The 19,567-nt window shown below is 46.0% G+C and carries 19 protein-coding genes; 7 read left to right on the top strand and 12 right to left on the bottom strand.

The genetic code is table 11. The features are described from left to right. Window positions 1–2: 2 nt before the first annotated feature. Window positions 3–2,342, bottom strand: a complete 2,340-nt coding sequence (locus NT239_03720; GenBank protein ID XGA71966.1) for a DNA internalization-related competence protein ComEC/Rec2 — start codon at window positions 2,340–2,342, stop codon at window positions 3–5. A 66-nt stretch (window positions 2,343–2,408) separates the two neighbouring features. On the opposite strand from NT239_03720, the gene NT239_03715 reads away from it, so the two are divergent. Then, complete coding sequence (locus NT239_03715) at window positions 2,409–3,269, top strand: zinc metallopeptidase (GenBank protein XGA71965.1); 861 nt, start codon at window positions 2,409–2,411, stop codon at window positions 3,267–3,269. Between the two features lie 42 nt (window positions 3,270–3,311). Beyond that, a complete protein-coding gene (locus NT239_03710; GenBank protein ID XGA71964.1) occupies window positions 3,312–3,665 on the top strand; it encodes a hypothetical protein in 354 nt (117 codons plus the stop codon). Between the two features lie 5 nt (window positions 3,666–3,670). Here the strand turns inward: NT239_03710 and NT239_03705 are convergent, their stop codons facing one another. The 7 genes from NT239_03705 to NT239_03675 form a co-directional block, all read right to left on the bottom strand. After that, a complete protein-coding gene (locus NT239_03705; protein XGA71963.1) occupies window positions 3,671–3,994 on the bottom strand; it encodes a hypothetical protein in 324 nt (107 codons plus the stop codon). Between the two features lie 64 nt (window positions 3,995–4,058). Next, complete coding sequence (locus NT239_03700) at window positions 4,059–5,279, bottom strand: EAL domain-containing protein (GenBank protein ID XGA71962.1); 1,221 nt, start codon at window positions 5,277–5,279, stop codon at window positions 4,059–4,061. Window positions 5,280–5,352: 73 nt separating this feature from the next. Beyond that, window positions 5,353–7,287: a chemotaxis protein CheA gene (locus tag NT239_03695; GenBank protein ID XGA71961.1), complete on the bottom strand. Its 1,935-nt coding sequence runs from the start codon at window positions 7,285–7,287 to the stop codon at window positions 5,353–5,355. Window positions 7,288–7,308: 21 nt separating this feature from the next. Further along, window positions 7,309–8,067 (bottom strand): protein phosphatase CheZ, encoded by a 759-nt coding sequence (gene cheZ, locus NT239_03690; GenBank protein ID XGA71960.1) that lies wholly within the window; start codon window positions 8,065–8,067, stop codon window positions 7,309–7,311. 39 nt (window positions 8,068–8,106) lie between these two features. Continuing rightward, window positions 8,107–8,496 (bottom strand): chemotaxis response regulator CheY, encoded by a 390-nt coding sequence (cheY, locus tag NT239_03685; GenBank protein XGA71959.1) that lies wholly within the window; start codon window positions 8,494–8,496, stop codon window positions 8,107–8,109. Window positions 8,497–8,551: 55 nt separating this feature from the next. Beyond that, a complete protein-coding gene (locus NT239_03680; protein ID XGA71958.1) occupies window positions 8,552–9,493 on the bottom strand; it encodes a chemotaxis protein in 942 nt (313 codons plus the stop codon). A 23-nt stretch (window positions 9,494–9,516) separates the two neighbouring features. Further along, window positions 9,517–10,479: a chemotaxis protein gene (locus tag NT239_03675; protein XGA71957.1), complete on the bottom strand. Its 963-nt coding sequence runs from the start codon at window positions 10,477–10,479 to the stop codon at window positions 9,517–9,519. A 154-nt stretch (window positions 10,480–10,633) separates the two neighbouring features. On the opposite strand from NT239_03675, the gene NT239_03670 reads away from it, so the two are divergent. The 3 genes from NT239_03670 (at window position 10,634) to NT239_03660 (ending at window position 13,991) form a co-directional block, all read left to right on the top strand. After that, the gene (locus NT239_03670; protein ID XGA71956.1) at window positions 10,634–11,857 is read left to right on the top strand and encodes a HAMP domain-containing histidine kinase; all 1,224 of its coding nucleotides are present in this window, start codon (window positions 10,634–10,636) and stop codon (window positions 11,855–11,857) included. Window positions 11,858–11,942: 85 nt separating this feature from the next. After that, entirely contained in the window at window positions 11,943–12,248 is a 306-nt protein-coding gene (locus NT239_03665) for an STAS domain-containing protein (GenBank protein ID XGA71955.1), read from the top strand. A gap of 21 nt (window positions 12,249–12,269) precedes the next feature. Then, window positions 12,270–13,991, top strand: coding sequence for a fused response regulator/phosphatase (locus tag NT239_03660; protein XGA71954.1), 1,722 nt, complete (start codon window positions 12,270–12,272; stop codon window positions 13,989–13,991). Window positions 13,992–13,999: 8 nt separating this feature from the next. Here the strand turns inward: NT239_03660 and NT239_03655 are convergent, their stop codons facing one another. The 4 genes from NT239_03655 to NT239_03640 all read right to left on the bottom strand — a co-directional run bounded on the left by NT239_03655 (window position 14,000) and on the right by NT239_03640 (window position 17,216). Next, window positions 14,000–14,797, bottom strand: a complete 798-nt coding sequence (locus NT239_03655; GenBank protein XGA71953.1) for a hypothetical protein — start codon at window positions 14,795–14,797, stop codon at window positions 14,000–14,002. Between the two features lie 52 nt (window positions 14,798–14,849). Continuing rightward, window positions 14,850–15,713, bottom strand: coding sequence for a 4-hydroxybenzoate octaprenyltransferase (gene ubiA, locus NT239_03650; protein XGA71952.1), 864 nt, complete (start codon window positions 15,711–15,713; stop codon window positions 14,850–14,852). Continuing rightward, entirely contained in the window at window positions 15,703–16,245 is a 543-nt protein-coding gene (locus tag NT239_03645; GenBank protein XGA71951.1) for a chorismate lyase, read from the bottom strand. The genes ubiA and NT239_03645 overlap by 11 nt, the downstream gene beginning before the upstream one ends. 152 nt (window positions 16,246–16,397) lie before the next feature. Then, window positions 16,398–17,216, bottom strand: coding sequence for a flagellin (locus NT239_03640; protein XGA71950.1), 819 nt, complete (start codon window positions 17,214–17,216; stop codon window positions 16,398–16,400). 206 nt (window positions 17,217–17,422) lie between these two features. Between NT239_03640 and NT239_03635 the strand changes: the two genes are divergently transcribed. Together NT239_03635 and ettA are read left to right on the top strand one after the other, a co-directional pair. Further along, window positions 17,423–17,767: a hypothetical protein gene (locus tag NT239_03635; GenBank protein ID XGA71949.1), complete on the top strand. Its 345-nt coding sequence runs from the start codon at window positions 17,423–17,425 to the stop codon at window positions 17,765–17,767. Window positions 17,768–17,896: 129 nt separating this feature from the next. After that, window positions 17,897–19,564 (top strand): energy-dependent translational throttle protein EttA, encoded by a 1,668-nt coding sequence (gene ettA / locus NT239_03630; protein ID XGA71948.1) that lies wholly within the window; start codon window positions 17,897–17,899, stop codon window positions 19,562–19,564. Window positions 19,565–19,567: the final 3 nt, after the last annotated feature.

Genomic DNA, 19,567 nt, shown 5'->3' with positions numbered 1-19,567 from the left:
CCTTATTTATGGAGGGTAGTGTACCAATAGTGCGGATGAATTTGACGCTCTGACTGCAAAACTATTTGGTTACCTACATCAAATTGAATTGCACCTAGTTGGTGGGTGATTAGCGAACTAGCTTGCGCAGCCTGATAGCGTTCTACAACATCACTTTTGGGGTGGCCAAAACGATTCATAAATCCAGCAGAAAAGATGGCATATTTCGCCTGAACGTGCGTGACAAATGGGATTGATGATGAGCTTTTGCTGCCGTGGTGTGGTACGACAAGTATGTCGCTGGGTTGGAGTAAACCACGCTGGAGCATTTGTAGTTCTTCATTTTTGCCAATATCGGCCGTAATTAAAATGCTGTGCGAATGAGTGCTAACGCGCAGTACACAACTTTGGGCATTATCATTTTTTCCTTGGAATTTGTCTGGCGGCCATAGAATCTGAAATGAAACTTGATTCCACTGCCAAGCTTGTCCGGCAATACATTTACTTTGTGTTTGGTGTGGCTTGAGAGGCGATGGCAGTTTGGGCAGTGAATGCTGTATGTGCTGAATAGGCCAGCGTTGAGCCAACAAGGCGGCCCCGCCAATATGATCAAGATCATTGTGCGACCAAATCACCCGATCTAACTTTAGTGCATGATAATGCCGCAGAACGGGCAGAATGGCTCGTTCTAGATTACCTTCTGTTCCCGTGTCAAACAGCATCCCATGCTCACGTGTTTGCACTAACACTGCCAAACCTTGGCCCACATCTAGAATAACCGCCCTAAAATTCCCTTCGGGAATTTTGTTTGGGGTATAGCTTAATAATGGTAAGAGCATCGCAATGCTCAAATAACGAGTCGGAAAGCCTTTTGGCAATAGCAGCAACAAAATGCCGATTAAAGCCACGGGGAGCATTGCAAGGGAAGGAGGGGAATGCTGCCAAGTTAAATTGGGTAATCGTAATAACCATTCTAAGTATTGTTCACACCACAGCATTAACTCTGCCGCGACTTTTAAGCAGAGACCACTTGGATCAACTAAGCCAACTAGGGCTAAGGGTGTCACAAGCAGGCTAATTATTGGAATGGCTATTGCATTGCTTAATGGCGATATAAATGGGAATTGGCCGAAAATCACAAGTAGTATTGGGAGCATTGCTAGGTTGGCGGCCCATTGGCTGCGTAGGGATTCACGCCATTTCTCATCTCGATGTATCCTGTTTGCGCAAGCCCATATTAATACCCCCACACTCAAAAATGATAACCAAAAGCCGATCGAGAGTACGGAAAATGGATCGAAGCAGACAATAATTGCCAATGCGCTAAGCCAAACCACAGCCAGCGGAATGTGAAGTTGCCAACAAAGTGAGGCGGTAAATAGATAAAGCATGATCAAAGTACGCTGGCTGGGTATTGCCATACCAGATATTAAAAAGTATAAGGTTGCAGAAGATACCCCGCCTAAGGCTGCTGCTTTTGGGGCCGAAATCCAGCTAGTAAGGGTGGAGGACCTCCGCCAAACTATGAAAATTGCAGTCGCAATGAGCCCCGCGAGCATGGTGATGTGCAACCCTGAAATTGACATTAAATGGGTTGTCCCTGTTTGGGAAAATACCCACCATTGATGAGCGTTAATTTGACTTTGGTCACCCAGTGCGAGTGCTTTAATGAGCCCGAGTGCAGGGTGATCTAATAAGGTGTGATTGACTTTGCCTAATAAATGCTGACGCAACTTTTCTAATGTGATTATGGGCTGAGGAAAAGAGGGCTTTTGTACATCGGAAAGATACACAGCTTGTTTTGCTGCGCACTGCGCCGAAATATTGCGCTGTATAAACCAACTCTCTAAATCGAAACTACTGGGATTGATTTGGCCATGAATAGGTTTTAACTTACAGCTAAACTGCCAATATTCACCCACATCGAATATTGTGCCTTTTTGATTGACGGTTATTTGAATGAGTGCTGGTTTCCAGGCCAATTCAGAAATAGGCCGATTGGGAGTGAGCAAAAAGTTTTGCCCATATTTATTTGTTTGAGCCAAGCTAACGATTTGACCTGAAATAAGATGTTTTTTTCCAGCTAACTCAATCGGTAGTCTTTGCTCTAATCGGTACGCGGCTTGAGTTTGTGTCCAGCTAAATCCAGCCAAGGCACAACTAGCTAGTAATACAATTGTTCTAGCCAATGGGAGCTTAATGCAGTTAAGTAGCAGTATTGCAACTGCAGCAAGAGCAATAGCATGCCAAGAAAGTAATTGCGCTTGCAATTGCGCTAGTATTACTCCTACTTTTGCTGAAATCAAACAGCTGCAGTAAGAAAGTGTAGTTGGGCGATATTGGGGCGGGTGCTTTAAATTCATGTTTATTGCTAGTTCAAGCCAACTTGTAACACAAGTATTGTCTGCAAAAATGAAAGGGGAGGGTCTATGCGCTGGGAAGAAATGCGCCAAAGCGACAATGTTGAAGAGCAGACTCGCTCAAGAGCAGTGTTTGCACGTAGGCGCTTCAGTTTGGGTGGTGTCGCCGTTATTATTATTGTTGGCTTGTTGTTAGGAAAAAGTCCGCTTGAGTTAATAGGGCTAATTTCAGGGGGGCAAAATGCTGCGATTTCAGCTAATTCTGCACGGCAGACTCAACCTACCGATCCAGATGCACTGCGGTTTGTAAAACATACCCTCGGTGATACTGAAGATACTTGGCAGCAAATATTTAGTACACAAGGGCGGCAATACCAGATGCCCAAGTTAGTTTCGTTTCGAGGAGTTGTGCAGTCAGCTTGTGGGCAAGCGAGTGCGGCCATGGGGCCGTTTTACTGCCCTGCGGATCAAAAAGTTTATATAGATCTAACTTTTTTTGATGAGTTGAATCGCCGCTATCGTGCTCCTGGTGATTTTGCTCAAGCTTATGTGATCGCGCATGAAGTGGGGCACCACGTACAAAACTTGCTTGGTATTTCAAGTAAGGTACATCAACAGCAGCAAAGATTAAGTAAAAATGAAGCCAATTCCTTATCAGTCAGGCTTGAATTACAGGCGGATTGTTTGGCTGGCATATGGGGAGCCTCCGCGGCGCAGCGTGGCTTGCTTGATCCTACAGATATGGAGGAGGCGCTTAAAGCTGCAAATGCAATTGGTGATGACACTTTGCAAAAAAATGCTGGTCAAGCGATTGTGCCTGATGCCTTTACCCACGGTAGTTCACAACAACGAATGACATGGTTTAAACGTGGCATGCAAACAGGTAATATCCAAGATTGCAATACGTTTGATTCAAAGATCAATTTATAAAATGCTAGTTTAGCTAAGATAAGTATTAGGATGAGACGAAAAATGAAATTTTTACAAGCAGTAGTTGTTGGAGCGCTGGTGCTGAGCTTAGGAGCATGTGGCGACAAAGCTGAAAATCAGGCTACGACGCAAACAGCAGATGCTCAGTCTAGTGACCCGCGTTATCAAAATGGGCTACTGAATGCAAACCCGCAGCAGTTTACTGAGATTCTTGCAGATTGCGGAAAACTTATGTTCGGCGAGCATCTGGCCCCTGATGAAGTTCAAGCAAAGTGCCGTAAAGATATGGTGGAACGCGCGAATAAATTGGGTATTACACTGACCGAAGCCCACATTGCGGAACCACTAGTTAAAGATCGCTATAACTTTATGGTTCGCAACAGTAGTCAGAATTAATTTAATTACAGCAAGCCTTGGTCGCTGTCGATCAGTAGGTCAAGGCTATTACTTAAGCGCTGACGAAGACTTTTGCGAGAAAGTAGTTTTTCTTGTGCGGCAACAGGCAAATCCGTTAGTCGCAATAAATTTTTATCAATCAGTACATCAACAATATCCTCAATCACCCGTATCAAGGCAGTATCAGAATGATTAAAATCTTGATTGGAATTTTGGACAAACTTGATGAGGTCAGGATGATTGGGAGATAGTTCTTCTTGGGCTTGTTCATTTGCGTGACGGTAAATTGCAACGATTTGACCCGTTTGGTCGCGTTCAACATAAGCCATTTTTTTCCCCTAGGATTAAAACAAAAAACCACGTTGAACGTGGTTTTTTGTTAGAAACCCATTCTTAGACACCAAGTTCTTCTACCCAGTTTAGAGCCTGAACATGAGAGCGATTGAGCATCTCTGGCGTAATCTGCAGTTGCTCGCATAGGCGTGGAACTTCAGACATTTCAGGATCCTCGCATGCCTCTGCCAGCTCTAAGAAAGGCCCATATATGCCTGTTCTTGTGAGTAGGGCATCTGTTACGGTTTCTGGCAAAATTAGTGTTTCAAGAACCATATCCATTTGCATGTCAAGCAAAACATCAAGTAGCGAGAACATGCCAACGATGAATAAATTATCTTTATCCTGCCCATCAAGTAAATGAGCTCCTAAAAGTTCAACTAATCGTCCTCGAGTTACCGCTGTTTTTAACAGGGCTGGTGGAGAGCCGGTTTCGGCACCTGCGGTCACAAGTAATAAAGTAAGCCAACGATATAGCTTTTGATAGCCTAAGATAGTGACGGCATGTCGGAAAGATTGAATTTCACACGATAAACCAAACCCCGCGGAGTTGATATACCTTAGCAATTTAAACGAAAGTGCTACATCGCGCTTTAGTGCGTTTTCAATGTCACGAATTTCTGCATTATTCCGCAGCATATTCAGTAGGTTAAGAATATTGGCATATCCAGGGTTAATCACTTTTGCAGATAAGGTGACTGGATGCGCAAAATAATAGCCTTGGAAACAATCCATCCCAATATCAAGGCATGCTTTAAATTCTTCTTTCGTCTCAACCTTTTCTGCTACCTGTAACAGCGGGAATTTACGCAGTTCCTTAGAAATAGCAGGAATCTGGGCCATTCCCAGCTGTTGAATGTCGAGCTTCACATAGTTGGCGTACTCGATCATTGGTGCGGTCTGTGGCGTTAGAATGAAATCATCCAGTGCAACACCAAAGCCTTGGCTTCGCAAGTCAGCCAATCTTGTGAGTAATTCTGGCGAAGTTTGTGTGGTTTCAACTATTTCTAGAACCACTCGTTGAGGCTGTAAAAGCTCTAGAAAATTACTCTCAAGCATTGATTCTGCAACATTAATGAATGCAATTTTGTCGCCTACTAGCCAGTCTGTGCCCATATTCGAAATGGTATTAACCAGCACGTTCGTACCAGCTTGCATATCACTAGAAAAATCCGCCGTAACCGCCTCTTTGTTTAAGCGAAATAACAACTCATAGCCAATAATCTGTTGTTGGCGGTTTAAGATAGGTTGGCGTCCGATAAAAGCATTTTCTTGTGTCATATTTGCAGCCCTAATTTGGCGCTATCTAGTTTATTAGCCAATGCTAATGTTTTTGTTTGTTCAGATCAAGTTATCAGAGAAGTTCAGAGGCGAAGCGTGAAGTCTTGATTGCTGAATGATCTGCATTTGACGACGCTAGCAAATCTTCCATATCAAGTACTAACACTATTGAGCCATCACCAGAAAGTGTTGCTCCAGCAATGCCTTTGGGGCGAATGTGCTGTAGTGGTTTGATTACAACATCATCTCGCCCAATAAAGCTGTCAACTGCCAAAATAAAAGAATGCTCTGCGGATTGCATGAGAACGCCAAATTGGGGGACTTGTACCTCATCCCAGCCGATTAAGTTCGCAAGAGAGCGAACGGATAGAATTTCATCACGAACAACGATAGTTGCTCTTCCTGATACCTCTTGCACTTGTTCTTGCCGAATGGTGATAATTTCTCGAACCATTGCGAGCGGCACTGCAAATGGCTGATCACAAACCTTAACAACAAGCACGGGTAGAATTGCTAACGTTAGCGGAAGTGAGATCGTGAATCTTGAACCATCTCCTACTACCGACTGTATGTCTACGCGACCATTTAATTTCTGAATATTGGTTTTAACCACATCCATGCCGACGCCTCGACCAGAGACACTTGAAATCTGGTCTTTAGTTGAGAAGCCGGGTAAGAAAATAAGCTGTAATGATTGTTTATCATCGAGACTATTTGCAGTTTCGATATCAATTAAGCCTTTTTCTAAGGCTTTTCTTCGGATGACATCGGGACGCATTCCTCGACCATCGTCCGTTATTTCAATTCTAATATGGTCGCCAACCTGAGTTGCGGATAGTTCAACCACGGCCTTAGCTGGTTTTCCTGCCGCAATTCGTTCCTCTGTGGTTTCAATGCCGTGGTCAACAGCATTACGCACTAAGTGAACCAAAGGATCGTTTAAATCCTCAAGCATTGTCTTATCAAGTTCGGTTTCTTCACCTGAGATGATCAGTTCGACATCTTTACCCATTTGTCTGGCAAGATCGCGCGCCAACCTAGGGTACTTTTGAAAGAGCCGGCCAATTGGTTGCATCCGCGTTTTCATCACGGCATTTTGCAAATCACCTACCAATAGATCCAACTGACCAATCGCCTCATCAAGGGCTTTTAAGGTTACCGTGTCCATCTTGCCGGACATGATGTCCGTGCGGAGCGTTGTTAATCTATTTTTGGTGAGACCAATTTCGCCAGACAAGTTGAGCACTTGATCCAAACGCACCGTGTCAATACGAATTGTGGTTTCTTGAGTAGCCAACTGTTGAGAGCTCGCCTGCTGCGCTCTTTGTGGAACAGCTGCTGGTGCGGCTGGTGCGGGTTTCAATGCAAGCATCGGTTCTGAAATAGGGGTTGGTGCAATTGCTGGCGCTGCAATGGGTGGGGGTTCATCAACAACAGATTTTACGGTTTCTTGTTGAGGTTGTTCGTCGAGAAGAACATTATAAAGCTGCTGCCAATCATGCTCTTTTTCAACCTGAGCCTCGATCTTTGTGTTTATTGACGTTACTTCAAATATTTCGCTTGAAGCTTCTACACTAGGTGACTCTGTGGGTGTTGTGTGGGCGTCGGCAGTGGAGCGCCCCTCAAGAACAGCATCTAAGGCTTGCAACAGGGCTGGGTCAACAGGTGCTGGTAATCGTGACTGGGCCATCGCGCCAAACATTTCGCGAACAACGCCCGTGGCAGCAAGTATTTCATCCATAATTTCTGGATTCAATTTCAAGTCACCATTTCGCAGTTTGTCAAACAAATTTTCTGTTCGATGACAGAGGCTCACCATGGCATCTACATTTAAAAATCCCGCACCACCTTTGATGGTATGAAATCCACGGAAAATATCATTAAGCAAAGCTTTGTCTTCAGGCCGTTTTTCAAGCTCTACTAGCTTATTATCAACCTCGGAAAGTAGCTCAGATGACTCTGTAAGGAAGTCTTGAAGTAGGTCTTCCATGCCTGCAAAATCACTCATGATTTTCTCCTGGAACGGTACTTAGAAGCCTAGGCTTTCAAGTAAGTCATCAACTTGCTCTTGATTTGTAACGATATCGGTACGTCCCTCAGTCTTTACGACTGGGCCATTTAACAATCCAGTATCTTCAGTTTTTCCTGCATTTGGGCTAAACATTAATAAAAAGTCCAGCAAATGACTTTCCATTTCTTTCGCCATGGCCAAAACTTTTTTAATAACTTGCCCGGTTAAGTCCTGAAAATCCTGAGCCATCATGATTTCAAGCATCTGATTGCTGACCTGCTCAGAATTAGAAATCGTTGTGGTTAGATGAACGCGGGTTTTTTCTACCAAAAGCTTAAATTCTTCTACGCTCATTTGTTTGGCATAGAAACGATCCCACTCTTTGGATAGGGCAACGGATTGTTCCGTGATGCTATCTTGCAAAGGCTTGGCAACATCTAGGGCATTTAAGGTGCGCTCGGCAGCTTGCTCTGTCATCGTCGCGACATAAGACAATCTATCTCGTGCATCTGGTATAGAACTAGCAGCGGATTCTAAGGATTTATCTAAACCTAATTCACGAAGCGTATCATGTAGTTTTCGCGTCAAATGGCCAATGTGCGAAAACATAGATTTTGCAGGCTCGACCAAGTCAGAAGAACCTGATGCCTCTTCCGATGTAACGACTTCAGGTGTAGCGACAGGCTGCTGTTGTTCAGTTTGATTGGCTTGTACGATACTATCGAACAATGCTTCGAGATCTACGGAATCACCGCCTTGCAATGCTGGATCACTCACAGTCTTCTCCTGCGATAAATTGTCATTATTTGCGGCTAATTATTTGCCCATGTTAGCGAAGATTTTTTTCAGCTTTTCATCGAGGGTGGCTGCAGTAAAAGGTTTTACAACATACCCACTTGCTCCGGCAGTAGCGGCTTCAATGATGTTTTCTTTCTTGGCTTCCGCAGTGACCATCAGAACAGGCAAGTGTTTTAATTGTGCATCGGACCGAATGGCTTTGAGTAGCTCAATGCCCGTCATATTGGGCATGTTCCAATCAGTGACAACAAACTCAAATTGACCATTTTTAAGTTTATGAAGTGCCACCTGACCATCTTCGGCTTCGTCAACATTCGTGAATCCGAGTTCCTTTAGAAGATTTCGGACAATGCGACGCATGGTAGAGAAGTCGTCTACCACGAGAAAACGCATGTTCTGATCTGCCATAACTTACTCCAGTATTGCGCCATAAGCGCTGTATTTAAATTAATTGTGTGTACGTTTAGCTCGCCAATAATGGCGCTAATGTGTCCGCTAAAATAAATGGATCAAACTTAGCAACATATGCATCTACGCCGACACTGGCTCCCATGGCTCGGTTTGCATTCGACGAAAGCGATGAGTGCATAACAACAGGGATACCCTGGAAACGGTGATCTGACTTGATATGTTTTGTTAGCACGTAGCCATCCATTTCAGGCATTTCGGCATCAACTAGGATCAGCTTGAGCTTGTCTTTCAAGTACTCTCCATCGTGAACCGCCCTATTTGCAAGATTTTGCAATTTATCCCAAGCTTCCTTCCCATTGTTTGCTTGATGATATTTGACACCAACTTTATCTAACACACTAACAATTTCTTTGCGAGCAACCAAGGAGTCATCCACGAAAAACATAAAAGTATCGGGATTAATCTGCGGTTTCGGCAGATCAGGAACAACAGGCTCACCAATTACGGTGGCCAAGATTTGTTCCACATCCAAAATTGAAACTAGTTTGCCATCCGGTAATTCAGTAATTGCGGTTATTAAGGCCTGATTGCCTGCAAGCATAGTTTCTGGAGCCCGAACTTTATCCCAATCCACCCGAATAATCCGATCAACATCGTGCACTAAAAATGCTTGTGTATGCTTGGAAAACTCAGTGACGATCATCGTGCTAGTCGTGTCCCCTGTCGGTGCCTCCTGCGTTGAGACAAAGCGAGACAGCGCGATAACGGGAATGATGTTGCCACGCAAAGACAAAACGCCTTCAACACCATGTGGCATATTTGGTGTTTTGGTTATCTTTGGCGTTTGAGAAACTTCACGCACTTTGAACACATTAATGCCAAAAATTTCTCGTGTCCCAAGTGTAAACAAGAGAATCTCCATTTTATTGGAGCCGGCTAATTTCGTACGCGCATCAACCGTATCTAGCAAGTTGGATTGTTCTGGCTTACTCATGGAGTGCTCCAAATCGAATGAGATTAGACTGTTGGCTCATTGCGAAGTAAAAAATTAGCAATGCTTTGCGATAGTTTATGTGGCTCGAATTTTGCGACATATCCATCAACTCCGACTGACTGCCCTAGTTTTTGATTGGATAGCCCCGATAATGAGGAATGCATCAGTACAGGGATTCCTGCGAAGCGCGGGTCACTCTTGATTTGCTTAGTAAGCATATAGCCATCCATCTCCGGCATTTCTACATCTGTGAGTACTAGATGAACCATATCCTTGACCGCCATGCCCTGAATTTCAGCAGCTTGAGCGATTCTTAGTAACTCTTCCCAGGCCCGTTTCCCATTAATTGCATGAATATGGCGGATATTCATGGCATCTAAAGTTTGTTCAATTTGGCTGCGCGCAACAAGCGAGTCGTCAGCAAAAAATACAGTTTTATTGACGACTTTTTGATTTTGGACGACAGTGGTTGTGTCAACGCGATTACTGTTCTGAGTGGTTTCTGCCAAAACTTTTTCAACGTCCAGCATCATGACCAATTTGCCGTTTTCTAGTTCAGTTACTGCAGTCACTAAGCCACCCATTTGCATGGTGAGCATATCTGGTGGAACTCGCATAACAGACCAATCTAAGCGCAAGATCGTATCTACAGCTTCTACTAAAAAGCCTTGAGTATGACCGTTATATTCGGAAACAATCATGATTTCCGGCCTGCTCTCAGTTTGGATGCCTGCATATCGAGCCAGATCAATGACTGGCACTAATGCGCCACGCAAACTCACCATACCCTCGACAGAGGATGGCATGTCAGGGGCTTGTGTGATTTCTGGCGTGCGCATGACTTCACGCACTTTGAATACATTGATTCCATAAGTCTCGCGACGGCCTGAGCGCTGATCTAATCCCAGTGTGAACAGGAGTATCTCTAGCTTGTTTGTCCCGGCTAATTTCGTCCGAGCATCAATATTTTTGAGAAGTTCTGACACGAGGTTGCTCCAATTGTGCGTCGGTTGAATCCAATTTACCTTTATCGGCAAAAAAGTCCGCAGATTTAGCTGGGTTTGAACTAGGGTTTGTACTAACCCAGTATTCATAAGCTAGTTAAATTAAGGTTTAGCGGTGCTTATTAAGGCATTTATAATGCAAAAATCTCAAAGCAACAAGGACGCTTTTTCTGTGGAAAAGCCCGAGTCAAATATAAATTCTAAAGAGTTGGAAGAAGCATTTGCACTTTTTACAGAAGCTTCTTATCAATTATCAAATGCTTATGCAGGTTTGCAGCAGGATGTAACATCACTCACTGAGCAGTTGGCGGTTGCGAATGGGAACCTTAAAAAACAGTATGAAGAGAAGGCAGTGTTGTCGAGACGGCTCACGTTGTTGCTGGATCGGCTACCAGCAGGGGTCTTAGAGGTATGTGAAACAGGAGAGATTGTGCGGTGCAATGCACACGCATTGCAAATGCTAGGTACTCAATTGGAGGGGGTGAATTGGCCGCAATTTTATTCTTCTCATTTTTCAATCTCTAACGAAGTGGGCGTGTATTTGTTTCAGAATTTAGAGAATAAGTCCTATGTCACAATAGAGCAGGTGCAAATCACTGAAGAGTCTGTCTCAGTGGTTCTATTGCACGACGTGACTACTGCAGTAGAAATGCGACAAACACTTCAAAGAAATGGCCGTCTTGTTGCTATGGGCGAGATGGCCGCAGGCTTGGCCCACCAATTAAGAACCCCATTGGCTGCGGCGTTACTTTATGCTGGTCATTTACAACGTGAAAACTTGCTCGATTCAGACCGGATTAAGTTTGCCTCTAAGGCCTCTGAGCGTCTTCAACGCTTGGAGGCTTTAGTTCAGAATATGCTGCTATTCGTGAGAGGAATGCCGCAAGAGGTATCCTGTGTATTGATGGCAGAAGTAGTCACGGATGCACTCTTGGCTGCTCGTTCAGTTTATGAACCCAGGGGAATACAATTTGAGCTTCAAGGTGAGCAGTGTTCGGCATCAGTGATGGCCAATTTTAAAGAGCTAAGTGCTGCCATCGGTAATATTCTGGAGAATGCATGTCAAGCCTCCCATGTTGGGCAAAAAGTCTATTGCCAACTCGAATCCGATAATGCTTGGATATATCTTGTGGTGAAAGATGAGGGCGTGGGAATTTCGTCGGCAAATATTGAAAGACTTTTTGAGCCCTTTTTTACTAGCAAGAAGGGAGGGACTGGGCTAGGGCTTGCAATTGTAAGGAATTTGGTTTCTAGTTATGGAGGGGATATAACTGTTACTTCCACTCCAAATTTAGGGAGTACATTCAAGATTTGCTTGCCTCGCGTGCCCGAGGCAACTAATGTGTTAGGGACTAAGTGAGTTTGGTTTTTATAGCTAGATGAACGTTGTGGGCTTTGATAAAGCCAAATTTTTAAACATGGATTAGCGAAAGGTTGGTGTGAGAATGACTCCTACGGTACAAATTGAAGGCAGTGTAGGCCGAGTAATCTTGTCGGGTCAGTTTGATTTCAGCGCTCATCGTGAGTTTCGCCAGGTATGTGAATCAATTATTGCAAATCCGGACATTAAGGAAGTGCTTGTTGACTTTCAAAATGTAAATTATCTGGATAGTTCTGCATTGGGCATGTTGCTGCTTTTAAAAGAGAAGATTGCTGCAGCCAGCAAGACATTAGCTTTGGTAAATTGTCGAGATACAGTAAAACAAGTTCTTGAAATTGCTTGTTTTGGCAAAATATTCACCATCCGCTAAGATAGGTCATTTATGAAGATCTTGGTCGTTGACGATACCGAGGCGATATTATTATTAATCTCCCGATTTGTTGAGGCCTTAGGTCATTCGGCTTTAGTTGCTCGCAATGGGCAACAAGCCCTGGAAGTTTGGCGCGAAGAGCAGCCTGATTTAGTGCTAATGGATGTCATGATGCCTGTGATGTCCGGCCCTGAGGCCGCGGTGCAAATCAAGGCTGAAGCTGGTGCTACTTGGGTTCCGATTGTATTTGTAACAGGCGTTGGCGAAGAAAATGCACTGGCAGATGCAATTGAGCGGGGCGCTGACGATTACATCAATAAGCCAGTTAATTTCCGGGTTCTTGAAGCAAAACTAAAAGCATTTGGCCGAACGCTTGATTTGAATCGGAAAGTTCGTGATCAGTCTAAAACTTTGGCAGATTACTACGAACGGGCAGAAGAAGAAAAGCGTGTGGTGCGCCATCTTATGGAGCAGATGGTCAATTCAGAGCGACTGGCTGACCCTCAATTTGAATACTGGCTATCACCAGCAGAAAGCCTCTCGGGCGATTTAATCGCTGCGGCCAGGACGCCAGGGCAAGCGTTACATATTCTGTTGGCAGATGGTATTGGTCACGGGCTTACGGCTGCTTTGAATGTGCTACCTTTGACGCAGCCCTTCTATAGTATGACTGAGAAAGGCTATTCAATCACAGATATCTTATTTGAGATGAATGCCAAGGTTAGGCAGGTTTTGCCAATTGGGCGTTTTGTGTGCGTTTCCCTTATCTCGATTGATGAGGTGAGCGGCACGATTGAAATCTGGAATGCGGGGATGCCCCCGATACAAATTCTTGGGGCAGACAAATCGGTGCTCCGTATCTGTAGTTCAAGCAATTTACCATTGGGTATCGTTCCATCTCATTCATTGGATCTAGTGCCTGAGCGCATTTATTACAAAGATGCTGGTTATATTGTGGCTTATTCTGATGGATTGGTTGAGGCGCGTAATTCATCGCAGAGCGAGTATGGCCTTCATTCACTGTTGTCGATCATTCAATCGACGAGTGCATCTTCAGTGATCGAGTCAGTTCAAGCGAATTTGCTCGAGTTTTTGGCTGGTGAACAACACCATGATGATGTTTCCCTTGTTGTTGCTCGATTTGGTTTGAATGAAACTGAGCTCCAAGCCAAGCTGGATGTTGAGTCTGCAAAACCTGCACAGCAAGCGAGTAATATCGATTTTAATCAGGTAGGCGAATGTAATTGGCGCTACAGTTTAATTTTGAGTGCTGAAGAGCTGCGCTATGTGAATACCATCCCATTTATGATGTCTTTTGTTAAAGAAATCAAATCTTTAACTCATGTTCAATCTGATGTGTTTTTAATTTTGACCGAATTGTTTGTTAATGCAGTGGATCATGGTTTGCTGCGCTTAGACTCAAAAATTAAGACCCAAGCGGATGGCATGGAAGTGTATTTGGCGCAACGAGCGGAAAGATTGCTAGAGTTGCAAGATGGGCGCATTGAGATTGATCTGATGGGCCTGCGCTATAAAGACTCCGAAATGTTGAAAATCAGGGTGAAGGACAATGGCCCCGGTTTTGATTGGGGGGCTACATTCAGCAGTAATGACTCGCACAGCATCCCTTCTGCCACGTTTGGACGCGGGATTGCATTAATTCGCGCTCTGTCAGTGAAAGTTCAGTTTATTGGCTTGGGAAATGAAGTAGAGATTTATTACCTGCCTAAGTCAAATACTTAACATTATCCCTAGATGTAATGGCTAATGCTTGCAAGCGCAAAACAAGCAAGCCATGTTGTGAGTAGCATCATCGTTACGTGCTTTTGCCGCAATATGCCTGCCGCTAAAATTGCAAACAATACCATTACTAAGCCTAGTCCCCAATATTGGGGACTGATTCCGATTAGCCAGCTACCGATGGCGGTAATTGTCAGATTGATGCTCAGAGTTAGCCCATTTTTCAGTGCTTTACTTAAGTTGGTATTTGGAGCTAAACGCGGGTAATGGACAAGTAGTTCATTTAAAACAGTAGCTGGCTGATCTTTAATACCGGCAAGCAATTTCAAGCTAACTGTTGCGGGGATCCCTGCAGCTAATAAACAGCCGGTCAAGCCTAGACTCGATTCGGACCCTAATTTCTCCATCTCGCTTGCTTCGATGTCAAGCTGGGTTTCTGGTGTGGCGAGGCGATGGTTGCGCCAAATTTGCCATGCAGAAGCTGTTAATCCGAAGCACCACAATGCAAATTGCAAGCTGGCAGTGAGTAATTGAAATCCTGCTAGAAGTGCAAGTACGCTGCCAGAGAAAAGCAGGGCATCGCAAAGCGTCTTTTGTGCAAAATCAACTTGCTGTCGCGCTACTTGCTGATAAAGTTCAGCTCCTTTTATTTTTAAAAGTAACAGTATTGGGCTAAAAGCCTTGTTGCCAAATAGTTTGATGGCAATACCCAGTAGTCTTGTGCGAGGTGTTTTTTGTGCTGCGGGCATGGTTTGGGCGATTTCTAGCCAGTACCATTGGCGCGGATCGCCCGATTCTTGATCGGACAAGAGCCGAATTAGGTAACTTTGCTCGGCCTCGCTCAAGGGCTGCCAGCGCATATTAGTGCACCAAGAAGTCGAGCATTATGGCGAAGAAAATCACCGCACCGATACGGTTATTACTTAAAAACGCCTGAAAACACAAAGCACGATCTCGGCCACGAATTTGTGGAAATTGGAGCAAGATAAGCGCCGCGACTAGACCCAGCCCCAGATAATAAATCATCCCCATCGGCTGCCATTGGCCAATCAGATACATCAAAATTAAAAAGCCCAGATGGCACAACATCACGGCGGTTACGTCGTACTGGCCGAAGGTGATCGCCGATGTTTTGATGCCAATTTTCAAATCGTCGGGCTTGTCGACAATCGCGTATTCGGTATCGTAGGCAACGGTCCACAGCAGATTGGCCAGCATCAAGACCCAAGCGATCATTGGCACTTCGCCAGTTTGTGCGGCAAACGCCATTGGGATGCCGAAACTAAACGCAATGCCTAGGTAGGCTTGTGGAATGGCGAGAAATCGCTTGGTAAATGGGTATGATCCGGCCAAAAAGGCGGCTGGAATGGTCAGTAGCAAGGCCAATGAATTTAAGGGCAGGGCAATTATTAAGGCCAAGATTGCCAGCCCCGCAGCAAGATACAGCGCTTCACGCGAGCGAATTTCGCCCGAGGCTAAAGGCCGTGCTTTGGTGCGCTCAACGTGGCCATCAAAATCTCGATCAGCCCAGTCGTTGATCACGCAGCCGGCCGAGCGCATTAAAAAAGTGCCCAGGCAAAAAATGACGACCAAGTGCCAGTCTGGCTGTCCTTGTCCTGCCAGCCACAAGCCCCACAAAGTAGGCCAAAGTAGCAGTAAGGTGCCGATGGGTTTATCCATTCGCGCAAGGCGATAGTAGGCAGAAAGGCGTTGTTTAAGCGTCATGATGAAAAGGGGGAGACAAAAAGACTTCGGTAACCAAGAGCTGATCTTGGCCCGAATAAAAAATTGAGCGACGCGCCCATAAGCTGGCCGCTTGTGGCCCAGCGGCGCGCACGGCTTTGCGCCACAGCGGATGTCGGTGATCGATTTTGCAATACGACAGCGCCGAGCGCTTGATTTTCGGGTCGGCAAATAGCAGTGCGCCCAAAGGTCGGCTGCCGGTACGGCCTAAAAGATGAAACCCGCGCTTTAAACTGCTTCGCGTGGTAATGCTATGCGCAAACACCACGGGCTGTCCTGCGCTACAGAGCAAAACCTCGCGCGTGGCCAGATGTGCTTTTTCGTTGCGAAACAGCGCCTGCTCGTCCAAATGAGCGGCATAAAAACCTTGCCGTAATACTTTGACGGAAAAGCTTGGGAAATGGCTGATCAAACGTTGCGTCAAAGAGCCGCGCTCACTCAGCCACGGGCGTAATTCACGTGGCGACTTAAGCAGCGGCGAGCGCCAAAAATTGATCGCTAAAGACGGGGGCAAGGGCTTTAATCGTTAAAGAATCAAAGCCTAGATTATGCCACAAGCGCGTTGCAAAGCCCTTAAGACAAATACCTATTGAGTGGCGGATTATACTATGGCGCGTATCTTGATGGAGCCTATTATCAATAGTGGTTTGTAGGGTATACCCGTTGCTAACGCAATAAGCTCAGCACTTGTTTGCTTGACGCGTTGGCTTGCGCTTGTATCGCGATACTCGCTTGGGCGCGAATTGATTCTTGGGCCAGTTTTGCCGATTGCGCCGCGTAATCTGTATCTGCAATGCGTGAACGAGCCGCCGATTGATTTTCAACAGAAACGCGTAAATTACTGATGCTCGATTCGATGGAGTTTTGAAATGCCCCTAAATTGCTGCGCTCGCTGCTAATGCGTTGCAAATCCTGATCAAGCGCTTGCAAGCTGGCGCTGGCGGCTGCCGGGCTGGAGAGATCGATTTGCCCTGACGCCGTGGCCAGCGCATTGCCTGCCAAGCTATTGGTTGTTAAATTTTGCTGCTGCCCGGCATTGGCGCCAGCTTGAAAGTTGAAATTGCCACCTTGCAATACGGCTTGGCCATTAAATTGGGTGTTCTGAATAATATCGTTATTGCTCTGGCTGAGTTGATTGACCTCGGCTTGCAGTGCTTGGCGATCGCTGGCGGACAGTGTGCTATTGCCAGCCGCAACAGTGAGTTCGCGGATGCGTTCGGTATTGTCGGAGATCGATGCGATCGCGCCTTCGGCCGTTTGCGACAAAGACACCGCGTCGTTCAAATTGCGAATCCCTTGGCTATTGCCAATAATTTGCGCAGCAAAACGCTCCACGATGGCAGAGCCTGCAGCATCGTCGGCGGCGGAATTAATTCGTTTGCCTGACGATAGTGCGGTTAATGTTTTGCTCTGAGCTTCCTGAGCGCCGCTGCTATAGCGTTGCGCCGACAAAGCATTGAGATTGGTATTGAGTCCGATCGCCATAATGACCTCCCGCCGGCCGAAAAGACAGCCGTCTGGTATTAAATTACAACTTTTTCAATGCTTTAGCGAATTGGCATGACTGACGGTTGGGCTTGATTTGGCTGATGGTTTGAATGTGGCGCCTATAGAACAATCGTTCTTTTTGTGCTTGAAAATTGCAAAGTCATCTTGTATCGTGAACGTACGTTCTATTTGAGGTGGCTGCCATGACTTATCGTTTTCGTGTTTCCAGTAACGCTTTCGTGCAACAAAAACAGCTTCAAGTTCCAACGGTTTTAATTGAATACTTGGCCCAACCGGCGTGGCGCGGTTCGGCGCCGATGTTGTCGAGCCGGATGATTGCCCAAATGCCACAACACCTGCGTGCGATCGCGCAGCGCTTTATTGGTTTGTATGTCACTGCCGATGGACAAGGGCAAGTGACGCAAATCCAGCGTATGGGGCATCGACTCGCGGTAGCGGCGCAGGCCGATCATTATGGTTTGAGCATCAGCGCCAATGGAGTCGTACAAAATCGCGAAAATGCGTGGTACACCTCAATCGGCGCTTGAAGGGTATGCTGCTGTAGTGGGCTAAATGACATTGGTTGATGGCAATACATTGATAGGTATTAATGCGGATGAGCGCGCCGTGGCAGGATTTGCTACACTCTGCACCATTCATCTGCATTGGATCTCTTCATGGCTCAATACGTAATGTCCATGCTCCGCGTGAGCAAAATCGTTCCACCGAAACGCCAAATTATTAAAGACATTTCTTTGTCTTTTTTCCCCGGTGCAAAAATTGGTTTATTGGGTCTGAATGGCTCAGGTAAATCGACAGTTTTGAAAATCATGGCCGGCGTTGATAAAGAATACGACGGCGAAGTTCAGCATCTACCCGGCATTAAAATCGGCTATCTGGCGCAAGAGCCAGAATTGACCGCGACCAATACCGTACGCCAAGAAGTTGAAAGTGGCCTTGGCGAAGTATTTGAAGCGCAAGCCAAGCTTGAAGCCGTGTACGCAGCCTACGCCGAAGAAGGCGCAGACTTTGACGCGCTGGCAGAAGAGCAAGCTCGCTTGGAAGCGATTATTTCAGCCGGTTCAGGTGAAAACACCGATCTGCAACTGGAAATCGCCGCCGATGCGCTGCGTTTGCCTGAGTGGGACGCGATTGTTGGCAATCTATCCGGTGGTGAAAAACGCCGCGTCGCTTTGTGTAAATTGCTGCTATCTAAGCCCGATATGCTCTTGCTCGACGAGCCAACCAACCACTTGGACGCGGAATCAGTGGAATGGCTCGAGCAATTCTTGGTGCGCTTCCCGGGCACCGTGGTGGCGGTAACGCACGATCGTTACTTCCTTGATAACGCCGCTGAGTGGATTTTGGAGTTGGACCGTGGCCAAGGTATTCCTTGGAAAGGTAACTACTCATCTTGGTTGGAGCAAAAAGAAGCGCGCCTGAAGCTGGAAGAGTCGCAAGAATCTGCACGCCAAAAAGCGCTGAATAAAGAGTTGGAATGGGTTCGCCAAAACGCGAAAGGCCGCCAAGCCAAATCGAAAGCGCGTATCGCCCGCTTTGAAGAATTGAGCAGCTTTGAGCATCAAAAACGCAATGAAACCCAAGAGATCTTTATCCCTGTGGCCGAGCGTTTGGGCGATAAAGTGATCGAATTTAAAGGTGTTTCTAAAGCCTTTGGCGATCGCTTGCTGATGGATAATCTGAGCTTTAACGTGCCCGCCGGTGCCATCGTCGGCATTATCGGCCCGAATGGTGCCGGTAAATCAACGCTGTTCAAAATGATTGCTGGTAAAGAGTTGCCAGACAGCGGTGAAGTGGAAATCGGTCAAACGACGCAAATGGCCTTTGTTGAGCAAAGCCGTGAAGGTCTAGAAAACAGCAAAACCGTATTTGAAGACGTTTCTGGCGGTCACGATGTGATCAATGTCGGCAAATTTGAAATGAGCAGTCGCGCGTATTTGGGCCGCTTTAACTTTAAAGGCGCGGATCAGGCGAAAATCGTCGGCAATCTATCTGGTGGTGAGCGCGGCCGTTTGCACCTAGCGAAAACGCTACTGAAAGGCGGCAACGTCTTGCTGCTCGACGAGCCATCAAATGACTTGGACGTGGAAACTTTGCGTGCCTTGGAAGATGCTTTGCTCGAATTTGCGGGTACGGCGTTTGTGATTTCCCACGACCGCTGGTTCCTTGACCGTATCGCGACGCATATTCTGGCCGCCGAAGGTGATTCGCAATGGACTTTCTTTGACGGTAACTACCAAGAGTACGAAGCCGATAAGAAAAAGCGTTTGGGCGAAGAGGGCGCGAAGCCAAAACGGATTCGCTACAAGCCAATCGCGCGCTAAGCG

The sequence above is a fragment of the Chitinibacter sp. SCUT-21 genome (genome assembly GCA_041874755.1).
Classification (GTDB): domain Bacteria; phylum Pseudomonadota; class Gammaproteobacteria; order Burkholderiales; family Chitinibacteraceae; genus Chitinibacter.
Note: the sequence above shows the minus strand (reverse complement) of the source record. Positions and strands in the feature narration are given on the sequence as shown.